The following is a 23,361-nucleotide window of genomic DNA, read 5'->3' as shown; positions in this document are numbered from 1 at the left end:
CGCGAGCGTATCCCCACGCATCGCAGCCGTGGGGTCACTCTTGGCGATTTTTGCGAGTAATGTGCCCGGTTTTTCGGGGCTGTTCACGCCCGCCGCCACCCTTGCCCGCCGTCACGCCCCGCCACGTCCGGCGCAGCGCGGGCCGCAGCTCACGGGCGGTCAGGGCTCGGGCGACGTCGACGAACTGGTGCGCCCGGTGCAGCTGGGCCCGCAGGTCCGTGCCGGTGGCGCGGTGCTCCAGCGGGACCTCGACCTCCATGACCCGGAAACCCCCGTGCAGGACGTCGATGGTCAGCCCGGTCTCCACTCCGAACCCCGGCGCCAGGGGCCGGGCCGCCTCGAAGGCGGCGCGGCTCAGGCAGCGCTGACCGTTCAGCGGCTGCTCGGGCTCCCAGCCGGTCGACCTGCGCACGCCCTCCCGTGCCAGGCGGACCACGAAACCGTGCCCGCCCAGGCGCAGCCGGGTGGCGGGGAACAGCGCGATGGTCATGTCCGCCGTGCCCGCGAGTACCGGCTCGACCAGGGGCGCCGCGTCCTTGGCGGTCTCCCCGAGGTCGGCGTCGAGGAAGAGCAGATGGCGCGGGACACGGGTCGTGCCTCCGTCCGCCTCGCGGACCTCCGCGCGACGCACACCCTCGGCACCGGTCTGCATGGCCGCGCCCTTGCCGCGGTTGCGGCCGTGCCTGAGCACCCGGGCCCCCGCTCGCAGGGCGAGGTCCGCGGTGCGGTCGGTGGAACCGTCGTCGACCACCACGACCAGGTCGACCCCGGGCAGCGTGTGGGCCGCCTCGACGGTGGCGCCGATGCGGTCGTCCTCGTTCTTGGCGGCGATCACCACGGCGACCGCCGCGTCCGTGGGCCCCTGGGGCCCTCCTCGTGCCACGCTCACCCGGCTACTGCGCCGTGCCGGTTCCCGCGGCCACCGGCGACGCGTCGATGTCCGGGTGGATCACGAAGACCTCGTCCAGACCGGTGACCTGGAGGACCTTCATGACCGCCGGCTTGGGCGCCACGAGCTCCAGGTCCCCGCCCCGGTCACGGGAGCGCTTCATCGCGGAGAGCAGGACGCTGATCCCGGTGGAGTCGCAGAACTCCGCCCTCGACATGTCGATGACCAGGCGCCGTGCCCCCAGCTCCAGGGACTCGACGAGCTCGGAGCGCAACTGGGGTGCCGTGTACAGATCGATCTCACCGCCCACGGTTACCACTGCGACGTCATCTTGAGATCGGCTTGATATCTTCAACTCCACAGTCGTGACTGTAGCGTCCACGCCAGGGCCAGGCCACCTCGTTGGCGGCGTTTCGCTACATCGGTCACGTTCCTCCGCCCGGAACCACGAAAAGCCCAGCTCAAAGCGGATCAGACCGGCACACACCGACTCAGGGCAGGACACTCCAGGCGGGCTGGCCCTCCACCGTTCCCAGGTCGAGTTCCACGACGTCGGCCGCGTACGCGCGGACGGGCCCCGCCTCCGAGGAGGCGGGAAGGTCGTCGGCGGTCTCGGCCCGTTCGACGTCGATCTCCAACACCGCCCAGACCGTGGTCGTGGTGGCGTCCATCTCGGTGCCCCAGCGGCCCGCCAGGGACTGCACGATGCCCAGGCCGCGTCCGCCCAGACCGGACAGTGAGGGCCGGGACACCCGCGGCATGGTGGTGGAGCCGCCGTCGCGCACCGAGATCTCCAGCCAGTGCGCGGCCGGGGCCTCCGGATCGGCGTCCGCGCGCCAGCACACGCCCACGGTGTCGTCCGGCAGGGGGCTGGCGTGCCTGAGGGCGTTGCTGACCAGTTCGCTGAGGATCAGGGCCGCGTCGTCGATCCGGTCCACCCTGACGCCCAGGGCGCGCAGGTCGGCGCAGAGTGCCCGTCTCGCGCCGGTGACGCTCTCGGGAACGTAGGGAAGGACGACGCTTCGCTCGACCTTCCGGGGCGCGCCGTGGCCCCCGTCGTCGTGTGCGGCGTTGTCTCCTGACACAGCTTTCGTCCCCGCGAGTTCGTACTTCTCGGTCGGCCCGGAACTCGCCCGAAGTGTGCCAGCGAATTCCACCAGGGGTGGAAATGCCCCGATCCCCGGCAGGGGAAACCAGCATGTGGGCGAATCCACGGGGACGGACCCCTCCGCGACCGCGTACACCTCCGATGTGACAGGGCTTGAGGGTCCGTTGAGGTTTTTGTGGTTTTCCGTGTGTCGGCGTGTCCGTTCTACGCCTGCGCGGGGAGCACCTCAGGCTCCTCCCCGCCCTGCGGTGTTTCGGACACCAGGGCGCCGATCTCGGCGTCCTCGCCCCGGTGCCGGGGCAGCGTGACCCGCATGCGGGTGCCGGTCCCCATCCGGTGCGCGGTCACCTCGCCGCCCTGCTCCCGCACCAGTTGGCGCACGATGTACAGACCGATCCCGAGCCCGCTGTACCCCCGGCGGTCGCCCCGCTCGCCGCTCTGGAAGAACCGCTCGAAGATGCGCTCCTCGTCGCCGGGGTCGATCCCGATGCCCTCGTCGTCCACGTGGATGGTGACGACGTCCTCGTCCTCCTGCACCGTGACCCGCACGGTTCCGCCGCTCGGGGAGAACTTCAGCGAGTTCTCCAGCAGCTGGTCGATGACCATCCCCGTGACCAGCGGGTCCCCCACGGTCCACAGGGTCCCGCCGGAGTCCAGGATCAGCTCCTGGCGCTCGGCCAGCGGGCGGAAGGCCGCCACGGACTGGCCCAGCAGCTCCACGAGGTCGAACGGCACCCGGTCCACGGTCATCTCGCCGCTGGCCACGTCCGACCCCAACCGCAGCCGCTCCACCAGCTTGGCCAGCGAGCGGGCACGGTCCAGGATGATCTCGCTCGCCTCCTGGCGGCCCTCCGGGCCCAGCCGCTCACCCTTGCGGGACAGCAGCGCCGCGTACCCCTGGATCACCGTGACCGGGGTGCGCAGCTCGTGCCCCGTGCTGGCCAGGAAGAACTCCCGCTCCTCCTCCAGGGCCTTCTGCGCGGTGATGTCGCGGAAGTCCACCACCCACTCGTGGGTGTCGGGGATGCGCGCCATGAGGATCTCCAGCCAGCGGCCGCCCTCGTTCTTGTGCTTGACGGGCTCACCGTGCGCGGCCGGTATCGGGAACGGCGGATGCCGTCCCTCCATCTCCTCGAACGAGTAGCCGGTCAGCTCGGCCGCCGACCGGTTCCACTTGCGGACCTTGCCGGTGGAGTCCAGCACCGCGATGCCGTCCGCGCTGGAGTCCGACACCGCCTGTTCCCTGGCCCGCTGGAGCTTGAGCTCCTCGTAGGCCATCGCGTTCCCTATCGCCACCCCGGCGTGCTCGGCCAGGAGTTCGAGGAGCTCCAGTTCCACGTGGCCCACCCGGCGCTCGCTGTACAGCGCGTACAGGGCGCCGTAGGGGCGGCCCTGCACGTTGGACACGCACAGGGCGATGGTGTGCAGCCCGGGCAGGTCGGCCCAGACCAGGTCGTCCAGGCTGCGGGTGGCGCTGTTGGCCAGCAGCACGGACTTGCCGCTGCGCAGCAGCTCACCGAACAGGCTTGACTCCAGGGGCGCGCTGACCCCGTGCAGCTCCTCCGACAGGTGGGTGAGGCTGACCAGCTCCACCCGGTTCTCGTTGAGCAGGACGAAGCCGCCCGCGTCGGCGCCGGTGAGTTCGGTGAGGCTGCTGATGATGCGGTCCAGGACCGACTTCAGACTGAGGTCGGCGTTGATGTCCGCCACCACGTCGGTCAGCCGCCGGACCAGGCGGGCGCGCTCCATGGCGGAGGCCTGCGCCTGGACCTCCTTCTCGCCCGGGTAGAGCACCAGCACCCACCCGGCGTGCTCACCGTTCCCGCCGCGCACACAGCCGGTGCTGACCCGCACGTCGACGGCGGTGCCGTCCCTGCGCGTGCGGCGGGTGAAGATCGTCAACGGGGTGCCGTTGCGCACCTGCTCCAGCACCGCGCCGTGCTCGGGACGCAGTTCCTTGGGGACGATCGGCAGCTCGCCGCCGATCACCTCGGCGGCGGGCCAGCCGAACATCCGCTCGGCCGCGGGGTTCCAGACGGTGACCCGCAGCGTGTCGTCGATACCGATGACCGCGTCCGCCGAGGACGACAGCACGGCTTCGGCACTGAGGGGCGCGCGGTCGGAACTCACGACGTCATAGTGCCATTCGTGGGGCCCCACGTGGCGGGGCTTCGCACAATCCGACCAAATTCGACGACTCCCACGTCACAGCGTTACCGCTAGATCACTGTGGGCTCACTTTCCCCCTCCGACGCCATGTCGAACGCGGCCTGGTGCCAGGCGCGCATGCCCCCGGCGACGTTGACCGCGTCCCAACCGGCCTGGTTGAGCGCCATCGTCGCCTGGGCCGAGCGCCCGCCCGACCGGCAGACGACGTAGACCCTCTGGTCCTTGGGCACCTCGCCCGCGCGCTCCCCCAGCGTCCGCAACGGGATGTGCACGGCGCCGGGCGCGTGCCCGGCCCCCCACTCGTCGTCCTCCCGGACGTCGAGAAGGTAGGCGCCCTCGGGCACATCGTTGACGGCGACCTCGGCGACCTGCTCACCGAACATGTTGGTGACCCCCTGTGTCAGGCGTGTTCTGAAAATCGAAGATCGGTGGAACCCGGGAACCGGGCCCTCCGTCCAACCAGTATGCGTAAGCACACCTTCGCAACGGCCCTGCCGGCCCGCCTCGCCGCACTCGCAGCTCTTGGCCTGCTCCTCACGGCCTGCGGCAACGAGCCCACCGAGGTGAACGCACCGGCCCCCGACGAGACCGCCCCCACCGAGACGACCCCCGACGAGTCCGCCGAAGTGGAACTCGTGATCGAACGCTCCCTGTCCGACGAGGACGCCCTGACCCCGGAGGAGGGGTTCGAGGAGGGCGAGTGGACGCTCACCTGCGCCCCCGTCGGCGGAGACCACCCCGACCCCGAGGCGGCCTGCGCCGAGATCGAGGAGGTCGGGTCCGAACCCTTCACCCTCGACACCAGCGACTCCATGTGCACGTTGCAGATCGGCGGCCCCGAGGTCGCCCGTGTCACCGGGCACGTGAACGGCACCGAGATCGACACCGAGTTCAACAAGCGTGACGGTTGCGAGATCGAGCGCTTCGACGAGGTCCACTCGGTCCTCAACCCGTAGACCGTGGAACCGGGGTCAGGAGGGGCGGACCCGGGTCCGCCCCTCCTCCTCGTCTACGTGTGAGGGGTGTCCCAGAAGGCCACCTCGTGGCGCATGCCCTCCAGGAAGAAGCGCTCCGCCCTCGCGGGGTCGGGCTCCGCCTCCTCCAGCATGCGCCCGTACCTCCTGGTCAGGTCCGTGAAGGCCGGGTCGGCGTAGGTGTCGATCCACCGCTGGTACCGGGGGTCCTCGGGCCTGGCCTCAGCCAGTTCGAGCCCCAGGGTGTTGTAGCCCCACATGCAGGGGTAGACGGCGGCCAGCCCGTCCCGGTAGTCGGCCGCCGCGTCCAGGAGCCAGGACGTGTACGCCTCGCAGGCGGCGCCCTTCTCCCTGGTGCTGAGGTCGGCGCCGAACTCCCCGGACAGGGAGCGGTGCAGCTCCAGCTCCTCCGTCAGGGTGCTGTGCGCGATCGCGACCAGGTCCGCGAGGTGTCCGTCCGGTGCCTGCCAGGCCAGCCGGGAGAAGGCCCGCGCGTAGTCCAGCAGGTACAGGTGGTCCTGCTCCAGCCAGTACCGGAAGGCCCGGTCGTCGAGGTCGCCCCGGGCGATCCCGGCGACCGTCGGGTGCGCGAGCTGCTCGGCGACCAGCGGACGCCCGATCTCATGAAGTCTCTCGATGATTCCCACGCCCGGAGTGTCCCATTCGCGTGGACGTCGCCGCCTTCGGTGTCCGTATCCGGCCCCGACCTAACGATCGAAGATCGTTAGTGGGGCCTCCACGGCCGCTTGGGGCAATCCGAATCCCATCGCCCGCGCCAACCGAAAGCCCCGCCACGCCCGGGATTCCGACGGAATCGGGGGAACGGAGGACGACGCGACGCAGTGCCGACAGCGACGAACGCGGGAGCGGGGCCGGACGACCCCGGGGCGGAGCGGCGCCCGGGGAACGCGGGGGCGCCCTCACGAGGCGGAACGACGACGGCGTCGGGAGGAAGGACGGCCTCCGACCAGGGAGTCCCGAGCAGCACCCCGAGGCACGGGGATCCCACGAGGCGCGACGAAGACGATCCCCGAAGCATGCGCACGAGCGCGAGCGCGGCCCGTGACCAGGGGCGTCCGGACAACACCGGGGTGTGGGGACCCCTCCCGCGGGGCAGAACGAGAACGACCCCGGTCGCAAGCTCTGCTTGCTCCCGGGGTCGTCCCTCACAGGGTGCGCGAGGAGGGATTTGAACCCTCACATCCTTTCGGACACACGGACCTGAACCGTGCGCGTCTACCGTTCCGCCACCCGCGCTGGTGGTGCTGCATGAAGTTGTGTTGCCAGGTGATTCGGGCGTTTTGCCTGTTCCCCCTGGCGACATGAACAAGGCTAGCACGGCTTGAAGGCGGGTTGCACACCGTTTGTGGCGGACCCGGATCCGGGCCCCCGGAGGGCCCTGACGGGGGTGCGCCTGAAACCAGGGGCACCCGGGCCCGGTTACGATCGTCTACACATACGGAGTGGAGTACAAGGGAGGTACCTCGTGGGAGTGCTCCAACGCTTCGAGCGCAGGCTTGAGGGCATGATCGAAGGCACCTTCGCGATGGCCTTCAAGTCTGAGCTCCAGCCGGTCGAGGTCGCGAGCGCGGTCCAGCGTGAGATGGACGAGCGCGCCGCGATCGTGGCCCAGGGACGCACACTGGTTCCGAACGACTTCATCGTCGAGCTCTCGGCCAGTGACAAGGAGCGCCTGGAAGTCTACGCCGACAGCCTCGGCCAGGAACTGTCCAAGCTGGCACGTGACTACGCGACCGAACAGGGCTACTCGTTCGTCGGTCCGGTGCGGGTCCAGTTCAGGTCGGACGAGGGTCTGAAGACGGGGCGCTTCCGCATCCGTTCGGGCGTCGTCCGCGGAACGATGGTCAAGGACGGAGAGGTCCGCCAGCCCGTCGGCGACCCGGGTCCGGGCGGGGGACCGCGCCAGACCGGCCGCCCCCGACTGCTGATCTCCCCCGGTGGCGCGACCGCCGAGGGCAACATCGCCAGCCAGGGCATGCAGCAGTCCTTCGAACTGACCACACCGGTCACGCTGCTGGGCCGCGGCACCGACTGCGACCTGCGCCTGGTCGACAACGGTGTCTCTCGTCACCACGTGGAGATCCGGGTCGACGGCGAAGAGGTCGTCCTGGAGGACAAGGGGTCCACGAACGGGACCTTCGTCAACGGACAGCAGATCAGGCAGGCCAGGCTGGTGGACGGGACCCGGATCAGCCTGGGCCGTACCACGATGACCTTCCGCCGGGACTGACCGCCCGGCCCCGAGCAGTCGGACGATCTGGCCGAACCGGACCGCAACCAACCGCCCCGATTCGGCGTCTGAAAGGGCGATGTCCGAGTCAGGCCTGGTATGGACCTGTGTCGGAACTCCGGCCGGGAGGGTAGTCTCCGCGATGACCTGACCGATCGGGCAGAATGTCCGCGGCCGGCTGGGCCGCGGACCAGCGACCCAGACTCACCGACTCGAAGGTGGGGCAGAAACGGTGGCGGCGCCGATGACCGCCACCCCGGCCGAAGCACGACAGGGGCTGAAGAGCAGTTCGATGTCCAACTTGACCCTCATATTGATCAAGATCGCGTACCTCGCGGTGCTTTGGCTGTTCGTCCTCATGGCGGTCGGCGTCATCCGCACGGACCTCTTCGGTCAGTCGAAGAAGAAGGCTCGGAAGAAGCCTCGCCCCTCCGCACCGCGTCCGGCCCAGCGCCGCGCGCCGTCGTCGACCCAGGCCCGACCCCAGCGTCCCCGCCGCAACGAGCCCACCGTCCTGGCCGTGACCCAGGGCCCGTTGACGGGAACCACGGTCGACCTGGCCTCACAGCCCATCCTCATCGGCCGCGCCCCCGACTCGACACTGGTCATCACCGATGACTACGCCTCGGGCCGCCACGCGCGCGTCTACTCCGAAAACGGCCGCTGGTTCGTCGAGGACCTGAACTCCACCAACGGCACCTACCTCGGCCAGCAGAAGCTGAACCGCCCCCAGCCCATCACGGTGGGTCAGCCCATCCGTATCGGCAAAACCGTCCTGGAACTGCGCAAATGACAATCGCTCTCCGATACGCGGCGTACTCCGACGTTGGATGCCTCCGCGAAGGCAACGAAGACTCCGGCTACGCCGGCCAACACCTCCTCGCGGTAGCCGACGGCATGGGCGGTTACGCGGGCGGTGAGGTGGCCAGCTCCATCGCCATCTCGTCCATCCGCCAGCTCGACACCCAGGACGACCCCCGGGCCGAGGAGATGGCCGAGGTCCTCCAGCGCGCGGTCGAGCGCGCCAACGAGTCGCTGGCCATCCGCATCCGGCAGGAACCGCAGCTCGAGAACATGGGCACGACCCTGACCGCCATGCTGTGGTCGGGTTCGCAGGTCGCCCTGATCCACATCGGTGACTCGCGCGCCTACCTGCTGCGCGGACCGCGCTTCGAACAGATCACCCACGACCACACCCTGGTGCAGACCCTCGTCGACGAGGGCAAGATCACCGAGGAGGAGGTCGCCACCCACCCGCAGAGGTCGCTGATCCTGCGCGCGCTGGACGGCAAGACCCCGGTCGACCCGGACATCTCCATCAGCAAGGCGAAGGTCGGCGACCGCTACCTGCTCTGCTCCGACGGCCTGTCCGGTGTGGTGAGCAAGAAGACCATCCACGAGACCCTCGTCGCGGAGACCGACCCGCGCGGGGCCGCCAAGAAGCTCATCGAGCTGGCGATCCGCGGCGGCGGGCCGGACAACATCACCGCGGTCGTCGCGGACGTCATCGAGACGGACACCGACCGCGAGGGTCCGACCGGCGCCTCCCAGACGGTGGGCGCGGCCGACCAGCGCGACGAGTCGACCGGGCCGAACGAGACCAGCCCGGCCAGACGGGCCCAGGAACTGCGCGGCACCGGCGGCGACACCGCCGAACTCGACCCGGTCCGCGAGGACCTCCCGCAGCAGGAGCCCGGCCAGGCCTACGGCGCACCCCACGAGGAGCGCCCCCACGACACCCGCGACGACTACGACGCGCCGCCCTCGCGCGGCGGGGACGCGGAACCCGAGTACCGCACCCGCAGCTGGTGGCCGATCGTCGTGGTCTTCATCGTGGTGGTGGCCCTGGTCGCGGGCGGCGGGTACTACTTCGGCCGCCAGTACGTGGAGAGCCAGTTCTACGTGGGGCTGTCCCCGAACGGGGAGACGGTCAGCGTCTACCAGGGCATCGACACCGACATCGCGGGCATCAGCCTCTCCGACGAGGTCGAGACCACCGACCTCCAGGTGTCGTCCCTCTCCGACGCCGACCAGGAGCTGCTCCGGAACACCATCACGGTGGACGACCGCGACGACGCCACACGCGTCGTCGGGGAACTGGAGGAGGCCGCCGACGGCGGTGCCTCGAACGAGTCCACGACGGGCGGCGCCGACAGGGGGACCGAGACCGGGGAATCGGGGTGACCCTGTGAGTACCACCGCGCCCGAGGCGCCCACGGCACTCCCCCCGGTCCAGCGCCGCAACGCGGAGCTGGTCCTGATCGGCATCACCATCGTCATCACCATGGGTGCGATGGCGATGTCCGGTCTGAACCTCAACGGCCAGGTCCCCGGAGCCATGTGGGGCTACGGCCTCATCTTCGGCGCCCTGGCGCTCGCCACGCACGTGGCGCTGCGCTTCATCGCCCCCTACGCCGACCCCCTGATCCTTCCGTGCGCGCTGTTCCTCAACGGCATCGGCGTCGCGATGATCTGGCGTCTGGACGCCGCCGACTCCGGCGAGATCGAGCACGCCGGCGTCGGCATGCAGCTGATCTGGACCGCGGTCGGCATGGTCATGTGCATGCTCCTGCTGTTCTTCCTCAAGGAACCGCGGGTCCTCCAGCGCTACACCTACATCAGCGCCCTGGCCGCCCTGATCCTCATCGCGCTGCCGATGGTCCCGGGTCTGGGCGTCTCCGAGTACGGCGCCCGGCGGTGGATCGGCATCGCGGGCCGCACCCTCCAGCCCTCCGAGTTCGCCAAGATCGCCCTGGTGATCTTCCTGGCGTCCTACCTGGTCACCAAACGGCAGGTGCTGTCGTTGGCGGCGAAGCAGGTGAAGATCGGCCGGTTCAAGATCATGGACCTGCCGCGCGCCCGCGACTTCATGCCGATGGTCGTCGGCTGGGTCGCCGCCATCGGCCTGCTGGTCATCACCAAGGACCTCGGCACCTCGCTGCTGCTCTTCGGCACGTTCCTGGCGATGCTGTACGTCGCCACGCAGCGCTCCTCCTGGGTGATCATCGGCCTGACCGTGTTCGTGGGGGCGGCCGCGCTCGCCTTCCAGCTCTTCTGGCACTTCCGCCAGCGCGTCGACATCTGGTTCCACGCGTTCGACCAGGAGGTCTACGACCGTCTGGGCGGCAGCATGCAGCTGGTCCAGGGGCAGATCGGCATGGCCTACGGGGGCCTGTTCGGCACCGGCATGGGCGGCGGTCAGGCCCACCACATCTTCGCCGCGGACAGCGACTTCATCCTGGCCTCCCTCTCGGAGGACCTGGGACTGACCGGCGTCATGGCGATCCTCGCCGTCATCTTCATCCTGGTGGAGCGGGGCATGCGGATCGCCCTGGCCTCCCGTGAGCTCTTCGTCAAGATGCTCGCGAGCGGCCTGGCCTTCGTCATGTGCTTCCAGGTGTTCGTGGTGCTCGGTGGCCTGACCCGGCTCATTCCGCTGACCGGTATGACCACGCCCTTCATGGCCGCGGGCGGTTCCGCCCTCATGGCCAGCTGGCTGATGATCGGTCTGTTGCTCCGGATGAGCGACAACGCGCGGCGCCCGGCGCCGCAGGCCATCCAGGACGAGGGGGCCACCCAGGTGATCCGACGATGAACACACCCATCCGACGCCTCAGCGTCTTCTCGATGATCCTGTTCGGCGCCCTGATGCTCCAGCTCACCTACATCCAGGGGTTCCAGGCCGAGGCGATCCGCGAGGACCCGCTGAACGCCCGCCAGTACACCGAGCGCCTCAGCGAGCAGCGCGGGCCGATCGTCATCGGTGACGAGAACGTCGCCTCCTCCACGAACATCTCGGAGGAGGGCGACCCGCCGCGCTACCAGCGCGAGTACGCCGGCGGCACCATGTACACGCCGGTCGTGGGATCCTTCCGCCGGTTCGGCGCCTCGGGGATCGAGTACTACGAGAACGCCCTGCTGGACGGCAGCGACGACCGCCTCGCCGTGCGCAACTTCCGCGACGTCATCACGGGCCGCGAGCCCGAGGGCGCGCGCGTGGAGCTGACCATCGACCCCGCGGTCCAGGAGGCCGGTTTCCGGGGCTTCGAGTCGCTGGGCAAGAACGGCTCCGCCGTCGCGCTGGACCCGACCACCGGGGCCATCCTCGGTTCGATCTCCTACCCGTCCTACGACGGCAACGACGTCTCCAGCATCACCGACGTCACCGAGGCCAACGAGAACTACGTGGCCCTGGAGAACGACCCCAACCAGCCGCTGCTCAACCGGGCGCTGCGCGAGCGCTACCCCCCGGGTTCGACGTTCAAGATCGTGACGGCCGCCGCCGCCATCGAGCACCTGGACGCCGGCCCGGACAGCACCATGGACGCCCCGAACGTCCTGGAGCTGGGGCACCCGCTCCCCAACGCGACCCCCGGCGGCACCTGCAACAACGGGCAGCCGGACACCCTGGCCCACTCCATCCAGATCTCCTGCAACACCTCGATGGCCAACTGGGCGATCGAGATGGGCGGTGAGGCCCTGGCGGAGCAGGCGCACGCGTTCGGCTTCTCCCGGACGGCCGACGAGCGCGACCCCCTGGAGGTGCCGCTGGAGGCCGTGCCGAGCCTGGCGCCGGTCGAGGACGACCGCAACATCCTGGGCCGCGCGGGCATCGGGCAGTCCAACGTCGAGGCGACGCCGCTCCAGATGGCCATGGTCGCCGCCGGTGTGGCCAACTCCGGCGAGGTCATGCATCCGTACCTGGTCGACTCGGTGCGCGACGCCGACCGTTCGGTGGTCACCCAGACCAGCCCCGAGGTCTACAGCCAGGCCATGAGCGCGAGCACCGCGTCCACGCTCACCGACATGATGGTCCTGGTGACCGGCCCGGACGGGTCCGGCACCAACGGAGCCATCTCCGGCATGGACGTGGCGGGAAAGACCGGTACCGCCGAGACCGGCGGGGAGAGCGGGACCCACAACTGGTTCATCGGCTTCGCGCCGGCCGACGACCCGCAGATCGCGGTCGCCGTGGTGATCGAGCACGGCGGCGGCAGCGGTGGCGAGCTCGCCGCGCCGATCGCCCGCCAGATGATGGAGGCAGTGGTCCAGTAGTGAGCGCCTACGAGCCGTCTTCGCAGAACGGCCCCGGTGGACTGGCCGGGGCCGTTCTGAGCAACCGTTACCGCCTGGAGGAGCAGATCGGCTCCGGCGGTATGGGCACCGTGTGGCGGGCGACCGACACACTGCTCAACCGTTCAGTCGCGGTGAAACTGCTGCACCCGGCCCAGATGGCCGAGCCGACGGCACGCGAGCGCTTCCGGACGGAGGGCAGGATCACCGCCGGCCTGTCCCACCCCGGGATCGCCCAGGTCTTCGACTACGGCGAGGAGGACGGCCGCGCGTTCCTGATCATGGAACTCGTGGTCAGTGAGCCGCTCTCGCAGGTCCTGCGCGAGCAGGGCCCGCTCAGCTCCGACCAGACCCTCGACTTCGTGTGCCAGGCCGCCAAGGCGCTCGCCGCCGCGCACGCGCGCGGTGTGGTGCACCGGGACATCAAGCCCGGGAACCTGCTGGTGACCGAGGACGGCCAGCTCAAGCTGACGGACTTCGGCATCGCCCGGGGCGACACGTCGGTCACCCTGACGCAGACCGGCATGGTCATGGGCACCGCGCAGTACATCTCACCCGAGCAGGCGTCGGGGCGGCCAGCGAGCGCCGCGTCCGACCTGTACGCGCTCGGCGTGGTGGCCTACGAGTGCCTGGCGGGAACACCTCCGTTCACCGGGGACAGCCCCGTGGCCCTGGCCCTCGCGCACACCCGCGACGACCCGCCCGAGCTCCCCGAGTACGTCCCCGCCGACATCGACGACCTGGTCTTCTCGTTGTTGCAGAAGGACCCGAAGGACCGTCCCTCCTCGGCGGGCGAGGTCGCGCACCTGGCCGCCGTGATCCGCTCCAACGCGGGCACCGGACCGCCCACGCCCTCGACGGGCTTCCACGGCATGGCCCAGACGGCGGTGGTCGGCTCCATCCCGGACGGGCCGCGTACCGGACCGTCCGGAACCGTACGGCGAACCGCCGGACAGTCGGCCGTAACCCCTGTTCAGGGAGGCGACTCGGCTAGTCTGGCCGAGGGTTCGGGTCACGAGCGACGCATCCGGACCCCCGTGGTGTTGGCCGCGGTGGCGGCGACCATCCTGATCGTGGCCGCGGCCGTGGCGGGGTTCGTGTTCAGCCCGGACCGCGACACCCAGAACGTCAACGACAGCACGAAGCCCCCGACCTCCGAGGTCTCGCCGTCCCCCACCCCCAGCGAGGACGACGACCCGGACGAGGAGATCGAGGCTCCGCCGCCGGTGGAGGACACACCGCACTGGACCCCCGATCCCGGAGGCTGGGAGGAGACGGAGAGCCCCCTACCCGACGAGGGCGAGGAGGAGCCGACCGTTCCCGAGGACGACGAGAACGACGGGTCCGAGGAGGAGCCCGGAACCGAGGACCCGGGCGGCACGGACCCGGAGACGCCTCCCGAGGGTGGCGACAATCCTCCCAATCCCGGCCAGGACAACCCCGGCAACGCTCCGTGAACAGGTAATGAGCCAGAGACGATCAGGGTAGGCGGCGGCCCGCGGGCGGCTTCCGGATGACACGAGGATGAGTGCACGACATGTCCCAGCCCCGGCTCCTCGGTGGCCGCTACGAACTCGACACGGTGGTCGGGCGCGGCGGCATGGCCGAGGTACACCGCGCACGCGACCTCCGGCTCGACCGGCTCGTCGCCATCAAGACGCTCCGGCACGACCTGGCACGCGACCACGTCTTCCAGGCGCGGTTCCGCAGGGAGGCGCAGTCCGCGGCGTCCCTGAACCACCCGGCGATCATCGCGGTGTACGACACCGGCGAGGACATGATCGACGGGGTCTCGATCCCGTACATCGTCATGGAGTTCGTCGACGGTCGCACGCTCAAGGAGCTCCTGGACGACGACCGCAAGCTGCTGCCGGAGCGTTCGGCTGAGCTGGTGGACGGCATCCTCAAGGCTCTGGAGTACAGCCACGACAACGGGATCGTCCACCGGGACATCAAGCCCGCCAACGTGATGCTGACCAAGAACGCCGAAGTCAAGGTGATGGACTTCGGCATCGCCCGGTCGATGGACGACAACCAGGCGACGATGACCCAGACCTCCCAGGTCATCGGCACCGCGCAGTACCTCTCCCCCGAGCAGGCTCGCGGTGAGCGGGTGGATCCGCGCAGCGACATCTACTCCACCGGCTGTGTGCTCTACGAGCTGCTGACCAACCGTCCGCCGTTCACTGGCGACTCCCCGGTCTCGATCGCCTACCAGCACGTCCGCGAGGACCCGGTGCCGCCGTCCGAGGTGGACGGGCAGATCCCGGAGTGGCTGGAGGACGTCACCCTCCGCGCGATGACCAAGGACCGCGAGGAGCGGTACCAGAACGCCGCCGAGATGCGCGCGGACATCCAGCGGGGCCTGGCCGGGATGCCCACCCAGGCGGGCACCATGGCGATGGCCGCGGCCGGGGCGACCACGGCGCTGCCGCCCGCCGACGACCGCGGGTACGACGACTACGACGATGACTACGACGACTACCGGGACGAGAAGAAGGGCGGCGCGGGCAAGGCGATCCTGTGGACGCTGCTGGGACTGGGCGTGATCGCCTCGATCATCCTCGTCTTCTTCCTGATGAACCAGGGCGGCGGTGACGACGTCGAGACGTTGGCCGTGCCCGAGCTGGCCGGGAGCACGCTGCCCGAGGCCGAGGCCCAGCTCACCGAGGAGGGGTTCGAGAACCACCGCTCCGAGGAGAGGTCCGACGACGAGGTCGAGGAGGGGACGGTCATCGAGACCGACCCGACGGCCGGTTCGGAGATCGAGGCCACCACCTCCATCGTCATCTACGTCTCCTCGGGCCCCGGTGAGCTGGAGGTCCCGAACGTGGAGAACCAGTCGGAGTCCGACGCGATCTCCACGCTCAACGACGTGGGCTTCGAGAACGTCACCACGGACCGCAGGGCGAACGAGTCCGTGGCCGAGGGCTACGCGGTGGGCACCGAGCCCGGTTCCGGCACGGACGCCGACCCCGCGGACGAGATCACGTTGATCATCTCCTCCGGCCCCGACCAGGTGGGGGTGCCCGACCTCCAGAGGATGACCCGTGAGCAGGCGGAGAACGCGCTCAGCTCGGCGGGGCTCAGCGGCGACTTCCAGGAGCAGGAGAACGGCGACGCCCCGGAGGGCACCGTCATCAACCAGTCGCCCGCCGCGGGGCAGTCGGTGAACACCGGCACCTCGGTGACCGTCACGCTCGCCGTGGCCCCGGCCGAGCCCACGGAGCCGGAGCAGCCCACCGACCCGGAGGAGCCGACCGACCCGGAGGAACCGGGCGAACCGAGCTTCCCGGGCTGGCCGCCGCCGGGGACGGACGACTTCGTCTTCCGCAGGGGCTAGGCCCACACCGGCGAAGGCCGGACACGACCCAGGACGATCACGACGGCGGGCGGGTGCTCACGGGAGCCCCGCCCGCCGTCGTGTGCGTGCCAGGACCCCTGGGGCCGTTGGGGTATTGGAACCTTTCCTCCAGTGACGCGCGCCCCACCCGACGCGTAGACTGAGTGCGTTCCGAACCTCCGCACAACCTTGGAGCAACGACCGTGCCCAAGTCCCGCAGCGACCGCAAGAAGAAGGCTGTCTACACGCCGCCTCCTTCCAAAGAGAAGCCGAAGGTCAGTCCGCGTTGGCTCGTGCCGACGATGCTGGGCTTCTTCATCCTGGGCATTCTCTGGATCGCGGTCTACTACATCGCGGGTTCCCAGGTGCCCTACATGCAGGACTGGCACAACTGGAACCTGCTGATCGGCTTCAGCGGGATCATCGTGGCCGTCATCCTGTCCACGCGCTGGCACTGACCGCCCCCGCCGCGCACGTGCGCGGCGCCCCCTGACCCGAGCGGGGTCCGACAACGGCACCAACGTCCCCCCGTGGGCGTTCGACCAGCCTTGATCAGGTTTTCCACAGGGTTATCCACAGGCTGTGGGTAGCTCTGTTCGCATGCCCGGAAGCAGGCCTTCACGCGGCAACGGAAAGGCCCCCGGAGCACACGCTCCGGGGGCCTCCGTACGACTCAGACGGGCAGCACGGCGAACCAGAGCCGGGGCGCCAGGAACAACAGCACGAACAGCAGGGCCACGAAGGCCGCCACGAGAAGCCCGTGCGTCAGGGTCCGCCGGTCCTCCCTCCCCTTGCGGGTCGGCAGGTAGGCGAAGACCGCCCCGAGGGCCAGGCCCGCCACGAGACCGCCGATGTGCGCCGTCCAGGAGATGCCGGGGACCAGGAACGTGATGCCCAGGTTGAGCGCCAGCAGGACCAGGATCATCCGCATGTCCAGCCGCAGGCGCCGGCCGAGCACGAACACCGCCCCGAAGAGGGCGAAGATCGCGCCGGAGGCGCCCACCGAGAGCTGGCCGGGCACGAAGAGCGCACTCGTCACGGACCCGGCCAGGGCCCCCGCCACCCACAGCGCGAGGAACCGGCCGTGCCCGAGCCAGCGCTCCAGCTGCTGCCCCAGGAGGTACATCGCGTACCCGTTGAACAGCAGGTGCATCACACCGCCGTGCAGGAAGGCCGCGGTGATCAGCCGGTACCACTCGTGTTGCAGGATCGCGGCGAAGCCGTGCATCCCGAACTCGACGACCAGCGGCGACCGCCCGGCCTGGCCGACCGGGTCGGAGGTACCCAGCTGGGCGAGGAAGCCCACCGCCATCAGGGCCAGGATCGTCCAGGTCACGTACGGCTTCTGGACGATCCTGCCGCCGAAGGTGGTCCGCGCCGAGCGCACCCTCCGGTTTCCCTCCGCCACGCACTCGGGGCACTGGAACCCCACCGAAGCCTCGACCATGCAGTCCGGGCAGATCGGCCGCGAGCACCGGGTGCAGCTGACGCCGGTCTCCCGACCGGAGTGTCGGTAGCAGGTACGGGGCGTTCCCGGCTCGGAGCCGGACTCGGACGGGGTTCCTGGCGGAGGGGGGTACGCGGTCATGGGTGGGTCGTCACTCCTCTGGGTCTCACCACTGTGGTGCCGAGCTAGCGGGTGATCTCGACGCTGTTGATCACCACGTCCTCGCGGGGACGGTCCTGCGCGTCGGTGTCGACCTTGGTGATCGCGGTGACGACGTCACTGCCCTCGACGACCTCGCCGAAGATGGTGTGACGGCCGTTGAGCCAGTACGGCTCACCGACGGTGATGAAGAACTGCGAGCCGTTGGTGCCCGGACCCGCGTTGGCCATGGCCAGCAGGAAGGGGCGGTCGAAGGTCAGGTCGGGGTGGAACTCGTCCCCGAACTTGTAGCCGGGGCCGCCGCGGCCGTTGCCGAGCGGGTCCCCGCCCTGGATCATGAAGCCGTCGATGACACGGTGGAAGATCGTGCCGTCGTAGAGGCTGCTGTTGGAGGGCTTGCCCGTGGTGGGGTCCATCCACTGCTTGGAACCGTCGGCCAGCCCGATGAAGTTGGCGACCGTGTCCGGCGCCTGCTCCTCGAAGAGCTTGACGACGATGGTTCCCTTGGAGGTGTTCAGCCGCGCGGTGGGCTGACCCGTGGAGTCCGACACCTCAGTGCCTTTCGATCGAGCGAGATTTACGTGCTCACGTTACCCGTCCGTCCACCGCGTTTCGCCTGAACCCGATCCACGCTCGACGGTGTCGAAACGTAGATCACAGACGCAGAGGACGTATGTTGAGATAACACCCGGATAACGGGGAAGGACGACGGGAAGCCCGAGTGGGCCGCACACGTCGGCACCGCCGGGTGGCAACGAACCCTGAGATCGATCGAAGGAGCTGACGACGTGCCCATCACTGCCAAGCGTCGCAAGGCCCGCAAGGAGGCCGAGGCGAGTCTCGCCCGCCTACAGGACCTGGCCAAGGAGCAGGCCGACCGGTTCGGCCCCTACGCCGACCAGGCGCGGGACCAGGCAGCCCTCAGACTCCTCCAGGCGCGAGGATGGACCGCTCCCCGGCTGGAGACGGCCGCGCAGCGAGTCGAGGACACCGTGGCGCCCCGGGTGGCCGGGCTGCTGACCACGGCCGCGCAGCGGATCGACCCGAAGCCGAGCCGCCGTGGGCTGCGCCTGCTCCGGCGCGGGAACCGTCGCGTTCCCCGGGGGGTCCTGATCGGTGGCGCCGCCGTGGTCGGCGGCGTGATCGTGTACTCGCTCATCCGCATGCGCCAGGCCTCGCAGGACGCCGAGTGGCAGGAGCACCTGGACCAGGCCCGCGAGCAGGTCCGTGAGACCCGCGAGCACCTGGAGGAGAAGGCGACGGACACCGCCAAGGCCACCAAGGCCAAGGCGAAGGAGACCGTACGCGCCGCCAAGGACGACTGACGTCCCGGACCCGACATCCCCTCCCGGTGAGGGCGGAGCCCCTCCGAGAGGGGCCCGCCGGACCGGTGTGTCCTGAGAGCCGCGTCGAGGCTTCGACGCGGCCTCAGTTCTCCTTGATCAGGCGGTAGACCAGCGGGTACCGCCAGTCCCGGCCCATCAGGACTCCGGCGGCGGCGATGATCGGCAGGATGAACCAGCCGAGGAAGACGCCGACGAGGACCAGGGCCGGAAGCACCAGCCACACGAGCAGGACGCTCACGATCGCGCTCACCAGGCAGAAGAGCTGGAAGTTGAGTGCTTCCATGGCCTGCCGCCGCAGGTAGGGCGACAGCTCGCCGCCGACCAGCAGCAGGACCAGCGGGGCGAGGAAGGGAAGGAAGAACGCGGACAGGTGTCCGGCGGCCGCCCCGACCTTCTCCATCGGGTTCTCGGTGGTCAGTTTGCGATCCGTCCGCCCGCCCTCGGTCCTGGGCGCCTGTCCGGCACCACCCGGCGAGACACTGACCCCCAGGTCGGACGTGAGCGGCACCAGGTCTCCGCTGATCTTGGCCCGCATGGCCCGGTCGAGCCGGTCACCGAACTCGTCCTCGTCCAGCTGCCCCTGCGAGTAGGCCTCACGGAGCACCTCGGCCACGGCGTCGCGGTCGGCGTGGGTCAGCCGGATCTGCGGCTCCGGCACGGCCGGCTCCCACGGATTCCGTCTCTGAGGGTTCTGCACGGCCATCCCCACTCCCAGTGTGCTCCGACGAGCACGGCCGTACGACGATGACCGCGCCCCCTCCATGATGCGGCATCACACGCGGTGCGGGTATGGGGGGCGTCCCTGATCCTCCCCTGATCCGCTCCTCCCCCTGGGGGAGGATGCGGGCATCGACTTTGGTCGGAACGCCGCGCCCCACACCGTCATCCGTCCGGGCTCCCCTCCCAGACGGGTCTCAGCTCACTGTCGCGCGGTGGCGTGCACCCCGGTCCGCGCGGGCTCCTGCTCGGTCCGCTCCTCCTCGTAGCGCCGCTCGGCGCTGGTGAGCAGGTCGAACCAGCTGGTCACGTCCTTGCGTCGACGCAGCAGCGCACGACGCTCGCGTTCGGTCATGCCTCCCCAGACACCGAACTCGATCCGACTGTCCAACGCCTCGGCAAGGCACTGGGTACGCACCGGGCAACCCCGGCAGATGAGCTTCGCGCGGTTCTGCGCGGCGCCCTGAACGAACAGGGCGTCCGGGTCGATCTCACGGCACTTGGCTCGGGCCGCCATCTTCTCGTTCCACATGTTGCCCCACTCCCAAGATCAGCATGTGTGGTGATCGAAACCCACCGGGCGGCACGGCCGCCGGTGGACGAGGAACAGTGGGCCGGTACGAGGACGGTGTACGAGGCCGGGCGGGGGGCCGCACGGCTCACTCACCTTCGGGGGTCTCTCGTTTCGGCGCACTGTGTTTCTCGTTGTCGTTGGTGTCGAAACTACGGATTGCCGGAGTTCACCAACAGGCCCCAAGAGGCCTATTTCTCATATGGCCCACTAGGACCATTGCCTCTCCAGGAAGTGTCATCATACACACACGGAGAGTCACCACATGTGATACGGGCACCCCCGTGCAACCACAATGAAAGGTCACTCTCAGACCATTCCTTCAAAACCGTGATGACCTGCGACTTCGCACCATCCCACGTGCGACTCACCCCACTGCGACAGGGATGCCGCAACAGGACAGGCTGTCACCGACCCCACCCGATCGGGCTATGCGGACCCCCGGACAGACGGGCCGGGCAACCACACAGGCCCCCCAATTCACTCCCACACGAACGCATACAGAACTACCGTTTAGTAACTTGGAAGGGTATTTCGTGCGCCCCTTCTGGGACTCCCCGACCAATCCGATGAATGGTGCCAGCGGTCCCGGCAGCGTGATTTCGGCACCACATGGGTTCCCGACACGACGAAGCGGCCCTGTGCAGAGCACAGGACCGCTTCAAGGGTGGAGCCAAGGGGAGTCGAACCCCTGACCTCCGGTATGCAAAACCGGCGCTCTGCCAGCTGAGCTATGGCCCCATCGGACCCGGGAACCCAGGTCACCTGGAGAGCATACCCGCATCGGAGCCCCGGTCACGCCGGGAGGACCCGGACCCTGGGGCTACGCAGCACAAAGCCGTGGGTCGCACCACGGGTCGTCGGCCCACCCACGTCTTCGTGTCACATGGAAAGCTCTCGGATCAGCTCTCGCTGGCCGCGGTGGCTTCCGTCCACAGGTCGAGCTCGGCGCGGTCCGCCTGGATCTTGCGGTAGACGGCGAAAGCCCCGAGGGCCACCAGCGCCAGAACGATGATCTTCTTCACTGTCCGGACCCTTTCTCTGTTGGAAAACCGGTCGTACGCACGGGCTCCCGCATGAGCGGGGCCCGTGGGCAACTTTATGAGGTTGTCACCTAGCAGACTAGCAAGCCATGGCGGGCGGTCCCTGCCATGGTGGACCGATTCACACCGTCTTCTTCCTCTGATCCGCACTGAGGGGGTTCCGTACGGTCAGGTCAGCAGGGCCATCCGCCCCAGAATCCCCACCGTGGCCTCCGGCGAGGCGGCGATTCGGGTGAGTTCGTCCCACACCCGCCGACACGACCGGAGCGCGTCCTCGGACTCGACGATCCCTCCGCCCTGGGTCGCCTCGACGTACGCGAGGTCGGCCTCGTCCTCCTCGAACTCCAGGATGGAGAACGGCCCGGCCAACCCCGGGTGGGGACCGGCGGACGTCGGCAGCAGCTGGACCGTCACGTGCTCGGACCCGGTGGCCAGCTCGACGATCCGCCTCGTCTGTCCCCGCAGCAGACCCAGGTCACCGGAGACACGTTGCAGGGCGTCCTCCTCGACGACCGCGTGGTAGTGCCCCAGGGACCCTGAGTCGAGGATCTCCTGACGTTTGAGGTAGGCCGCGACCATCCGCTCGGCCGCGTGCTCCCCGTGCCCCAGCCGCCGAGCCAGGGCCGCCGTGTAGTCGGGGGTCTGCAACAGGTCCGGCACCAGGATCCCCGCGTAGGACCGCAATGAGACGGCACCGGCCTCGTTGCCCACGTACGCGGAGGAGAGCACGTCCTCGTACTCCGTCCACCACGGACGCAGACGCGACTCACGCACCAGCGTCAGAACGGCCTCCCGCTGGCCTCCGGTGACGCCGTACAGGCGCAGCAGCGCGGAGATCTCCATGACCGAGGGCCACTTGCGGATCCCGGTCTCGATGTGGCCCAGCTTGGCCGGAGACCACTCCAGCTCCTCGGCCACGTCGTTGAGGGTCATGCCCGCCTGGACACGGCGACGTCGAAGTTCGGCGGACAGCCTCCGCCGGCGAACAGTGGGGCTCGTCATAGCACTGATCCAATGACGCAGAGTGTCGGGTCTATCAGCGAAACACGACACCTAGCATCTAGCAATGTGTTTCTAGAAAAGAGCGACCGATTCGATGCATTACGAGGCGGTCCGCAAAGCCAAAACTTCCCGTTTGTTACGATAAGTAGCCACATCCACCACACACGAACCCACAGTTGGATAGCGCGTACGATGCTTGAGGGCGTACCCGCACACATAGAGGAAACCCATGAGCTACCCGCTTGACGACGCAGAGCAGTTGATCGCGAACGCGGAGGCCCAGATGCCTCCGAGCACACGGTCACGCCTGATCGCGAAACTCCGCATGGGTAAGCACATCGACGACGCCGCCAAGGAGCTGGACATCAGCCCCAAGCAGGTCTTCTCGACGGCGCGCGTCCTCAAGCCCTTCGGTGAGCAGCTCGACGCCACGCTCACCAGCCAGCGGGACCCGTCCCTCCCCCACGGCAGTGTCACCGGCTACAACAAGCGCTGCCGTTGCCCCGAGTGCCGTGGGGCCCTCCAGCAGCGGGTCTGATCGAGTGCGGGACTGACGGGGTGCCGTACCGACCGACGTTCGGCCTGACGAGGTGCGGTACCGATCAGGTGCGGGTCCCGCACGTGCGGACCTCCTCCGGTTCCGCGGTCCACTCGCGGTGTCCTCTCCTCTTCCCCTGTGGCGTCCTCTTCCGGTCACCTCTCCCACCTGCGCCAACTCGCCGTTAACCCAGACTTCCCGAACCAATACGCCACACAGAGGCTTACGGACGGAGAAGTTGGGGGAGACCGCTGAACATGAACGAGCACGTGGACTGGTCTGGGATGAGCGAGGACGACTTCGTTGCGCTGCTGCGGCAGCTCATCGACGCACCAGAAGCCGACGAGGACTGACCTCCAGGAGCACGGTGCAGACCCCCTCGGACCCAGGGGGTCCCCACCTGTCCCAGGCCCCGTGTTCTGATCCCCGACCCGAGTTCCGAGCCCCCGCTCCCGCGCGGTGGCGGCTCGCCCCGCGGCATTCACTCCAGGCCCTGGAGGTCGAGGAGCCGGTCAGGCCGCCGGGGTGCGCGGCCCATCCCTCCACTCCCTCCACCCGCACCATCGAAGACCCCCGAGGCCCATTCCGCGCCCGGGGGTCTCGTGGTTGTCCAGGGGGCTTCGGTTGTCCACAGCCCCCCGTGGCCGCCCCTGACAACCCCCACCCAGAAGGCCTAACCTCAATACCGGGGGAACCCACGCCTGCGCCCACACAGGGCTGCCCACACCAAC

The 23,361-nt window shown here is 69.1% G+C and carries 23 protein-coding genes and 2 tRNA genes; 11 read left to right on the top strand and 14 right to left on the bottom strand.

Going from position 1 to position 23,361, the window contains the following annotated elements; translation table 11 throughout:
• Positions 1–34: 34 nt before the first annotated feature.
• From ACRWK8_RS15230 to ACRWK8_RS15210, 5 genes are all read right to left on the bottom strand, one after another.
• Positions 35–883: a glycosyltransferase gene (locus tag ACRWK8_RS15230; protein WP_431871120.1), complete on the bottom strand. Its 849-nt coding sequence runs from the start codon at positions 881–883 to the stop codon at positions 35–37.
• A 10-nt stretch (positions 884–893) separates the two neighbouring features.
• Positions 894–1,250 carry an STAS domain-containing protein gene (locus tag ACRWK8_RS15225; RefSeq protein WP_378743335.1) on the bottom strand — a complete coding sequence of 119 codons (357 nt, stop codon included), beginning with the start codon at positions 1,248–1,250 and terminating at the stop codon, positions 894–896.
• Positions 1,251–1,380: 130 nt separating this feature from the next.
• Positions 1,381–1,974 carry an ATP-binding protein gene (locus ACRWK8_RS15220; protein ID WP_378743334.1) on the bottom strand — a complete coding sequence of 198 codons (594 nt, stop codon included), beginning with the start codon at positions 1,972–1,974 and terminating at the stop codon, positions 1,381–1,383.
• Positions 1,975–2,201: 227 nt separating this feature from the next.
• The gene (locus ACRWK8_RS15215) at positions 2,202–4,127 is read right to left on the bottom strand and encodes a sensor histidine kinase (protein WP_378743332.1); all 1,926 of its coding nucleotides are present in this window, start codon (positions 4,125–4,127) and stop codon (positions 2,202–2,204) included.
• Positions 4,128–4,216: 89 nt separating this feature from the next.
• On the bottom strand, positions 4,217–4,549 hold the full coding sequence (locus ACRWK8_RS15210) for a rhodanese-like domain-containing protein (protein WP_431871031.1): 333 nt from the start codon (positions 4,547–4,549) through the stop codon (positions 4,217–4,219).
• Between the two features lie 81 nt (positions 4,550–4,630).
• Between ACRWK8_RS15210 and ACRWK8_RS15205 the strand changes: the two genes are divergently transcribed.
• A complete protein-coding gene (locus ACRWK8_RS15205) occupies positions 4,631–5,122 on the top strand; it encodes an SSI family serine proteinase inhibitor (RefSeq protein ID WP_352388537.1) in 492 nt (163 codons plus the stop codon).
• 53 nt (positions 5,123–5,175) lie between these two features.
• Here the strand turns inward: ACRWK8_RS15205 and ACRWK8_RS15200 are convergent, their stop codons facing one another.
• The gene (locus ACRWK8_RS15200) at positions 5,176–5,787 is read right to left on the bottom strand and encodes a TenA family protein (protein ID WP_431871029.1); all 612 of its coding nucleotides are present in this window, start codon (positions 5,785–5,787) and stop codon (positions 5,176–5,178) included.
• A 527-nt stretch (positions 5,788–6,314) separates the two neighbouring features.
• Positions 6,315–6,397, bottom strand: a tRNA-Leu gene (locus tag ACRWK8_RS15195).
• 229 nt (positions 6,398–6,626) lie between these two features.
• On the opposite strand from ACRWK8_RS15195, the gene ACRWK8_RS15190 reads away from it, so the two are divergent.
• The 8 genes from ACRWK8_RS15190 to ACRWK8_RS15155 all read left to right on the top strand — a co-directional run bounded on the left by ACRWK8_RS15190 (position 6,627) and on the right by ACRWK8_RS15155 (position 16,265).
• A complete protein-coding gene (locus tag ACRWK8_RS15190) occupies positions 6,627–7,391 on the top strand; it encodes an FHA domain-containing protein (RefSeq protein ID WP_431871027.1) in 765 nt (254 codons plus the stop codon).
• A gap of 292 nt (positions 7,392–7,683) precedes the next feature.
• Positions 7,684–8,184 carry an FHA domain-containing protein FhaB/FipA gene (locus tag ACRWK8_RS15185; protein WP_431871025.1) on the top strand — a complete coding sequence of 167 codons (501 nt, stop codon included), beginning with the start codon at positions 7,684–7,686 and terminating at the stop codon, positions 8,182–8,184.
• Positions 8,181–9,575 (top strand): Stp1/IreP family PP2C-type Ser/Thr phosphatase, encoded by a 1,395-nt coding sequence (locus tag ACRWK8_RS15180; RefSeq protein ID WP_431871023.1) that lies wholly within the window; start codon positions 8,181–8,183, stop codon positions 9,573–9,575. The genes ACRWK8_RS15185 and ACRWK8_RS15180 overlap by 4 nt, the downstream gene beginning before the upstream one ends.
• Positions 9,576–9,579: 4 nt before the next feature.
• Entirely contained in the window at positions 9,580–10,986 is a 1,407-nt protein-coding gene (locus tag ACRWK8_RS15175) for an FtsW/RodA/SpoVE family cell cycle protein (RefSeq protein ID WP_378743321.1), read from the top strand.
• Complete coding sequence (locus tag ACRWK8_RS15170; protein WP_378743319.1) at positions 10,983–12,446, top strand: peptidoglycan D,D-transpeptidase FtsI family protein; 1,464 nt, start codon at positions 10,983–10,985, stop codon at positions 12,444–12,446. The genes ACRWK8_RS15175 and ACRWK8_RS15170 overlap by 4 nt, the downstream gene beginning before the upstream one ends.
• A complete protein-coding gene (locus ACRWK8_RS15165) occupies positions 12,446–13,921 on the top strand; it encodes a serine/threonine-protein kinase (RefSeq protein WP_431871020.1) in 1,476 nt (491 codons plus the stop codon). Before ACRWK8_RS15170 ends, ACRWK8_RS15165 begins: the two co-directional genes overlap by 1 nt.
• Positions 13,922–14,001: 80 nt before the next feature.
• On the top strand, positions 14,002–15,807 hold the full coding sequence (pknB, locus tag ACRWK8_RS15160) for a Stk1 family PASTA domain-containing Ser/Thr kinase (protein ID WP_378743315.1): 1,806 nt from the start codon (positions 14,002–14,004) through the stop codon (positions 15,805–15,807).
• Positions 15,808–16,010: 203 nt separating this feature from the next.
• Complete coding sequence (locus tag ACRWK8_RS15155) at positions 16,011–16,265, top strand: cell division protein CrgA (protein WP_378743313.1); 255 nt, start codon at positions 16,011–16,013, stop codon at positions 16,263–16,265.
• A gap of 215 nt (positions 16,266–16,480) precedes the next feature.
• Here the strand turns inward: ACRWK8_RS15155 and ACRWK8_RS15150 are convergent, their stop codons facing one another.
• Positions 16,481–17,395: a rhomboid family intramembrane serine protease gene (locus tag ACRWK8_RS15150; protein ID WP_378743311.1), complete on the bottom strand. Its 915-nt coding sequence runs from the start codon at positions 17,393–17,395 to the stop codon at positions 16,481–16,483.
• A gap of 44 nt (positions 17,396–17,439) precedes the next feature.
• Positions 17,440–17,964, bottom strand: coding sequence for a peptidylprolyl isomerase (locus ACRWK8_RS15145; RefSeq protein ID WP_378743309.1), 525 nt, complete (start codon positions 17,962–17,964; stop codon positions 17,440–17,442).
• Between the two features lie 237 nt (positions 17,965–18,201).
• Here ACRWK8_RS15145 and ACRWK8_RS15140 point away from each other — a divergent pair, with 237 nt between their 5' ends.
• Positions 18,202–18,738 (top strand): hypothetical protein, encoded by a 537-nt coding sequence (locus ACRWK8_RS15140; RefSeq protein WP_378743308.1) that lies wholly within the window; start codon positions 18,202–18,204, stop codon positions 18,736–18,738.
• 103 nt (positions 18,739–18,841) lie between these two features.
• On the opposite strand, the gene ACRWK8_RS15135 is transcribed toward ACRWK8_RS15140, so the two are convergent.
• From ACRWK8_RS15135 to ACRWK8_RS15115, 5 genes are all read right to left on the bottom strand, one after another.
• Positions 18,842–19,462 carry a DUF1707 and DUF4870 domain-containing protein gene (locus ACRWK8_RS15135; RefSeq protein WP_378743306.1) on the bottom strand — a complete coding sequence of 207 codons (621 nt, stop codon included), beginning with the start codon at positions 19,460–19,462 and terminating at the stop codon, positions 18,842–18,844.
• A 216-nt stretch (positions 19,463–19,678) separates the two neighbouring features.
• Positions 19,679–20,008, bottom strand: a complete 330-nt coding sequence (locus ACRWK8_RS15130; protein ID WP_378743304.1) for a WhiB family transcriptional regulator — start codon at positions 20,006–20,008, stop codon at positions 19,679–19,681.
• Between the two features lie 707 nt (positions 20,009–20,715).
• Positions 20,716–20,788, bottom strand: a tRNA-Ala gene (locus ACRWK8_RS15125).
• Between the two features lie 161 nt (positions 20,789–20,949).
• The gene (locus ACRWK8_RS15120; protein WP_014912962.1) at positions 20,950–21,072 is read right to left on the bottom strand and encodes a DLW-39 family protein; all 123 of its coding nucleotides are present in this window, start codon (positions 21,070–21,072) and stop codon (positions 20,950–20,952) included.
• A gap of 186 nt (positions 21,073–21,258) precedes the next feature.
• Positions 21,259–22,092, bottom strand: coding sequence for a helix-turn-helix domain-containing protein (locus ACRWK8_RS15115; RefSeq protein WP_431871016.1), 834 nt, complete (start codon positions 22,090–22,092; stop codon positions 21,259–21,261).
• Positions 22,093–22,321: 229 nt separating this feature from the next.
• Here ACRWK8_RS15115 and ACRWK8_RS15110 point away from each other — a divergent pair, with 229 nt between their 5' ends.
• On the top strand, positions 22,322–22,630 hold the full coding sequence (locus ACRWK8_RS15110; RefSeq protein ID WP_017546622.1) for a hypothetical protein: 309 nt from the start codon (positions 22,322–22,324) through the stop codon (positions 22,628–22,630).
• Positions 22,631–23,361 lie beyond the last annotated feature (731 nt).

The sequence above is a fragment of the Nocardiopsis eucommiae genome, from assembly GCF_965344335.1.
Classification (GTDB): Bacteria; Actinomycetota; Actinomycetes; order Streptosporangiales; family Streptosporangiaceae; genus Nocardiopsis; species Nocardiopsis eucommiae.
This window is presented reverse-complemented; position numbering and strand designations above follow the sequence as displayed.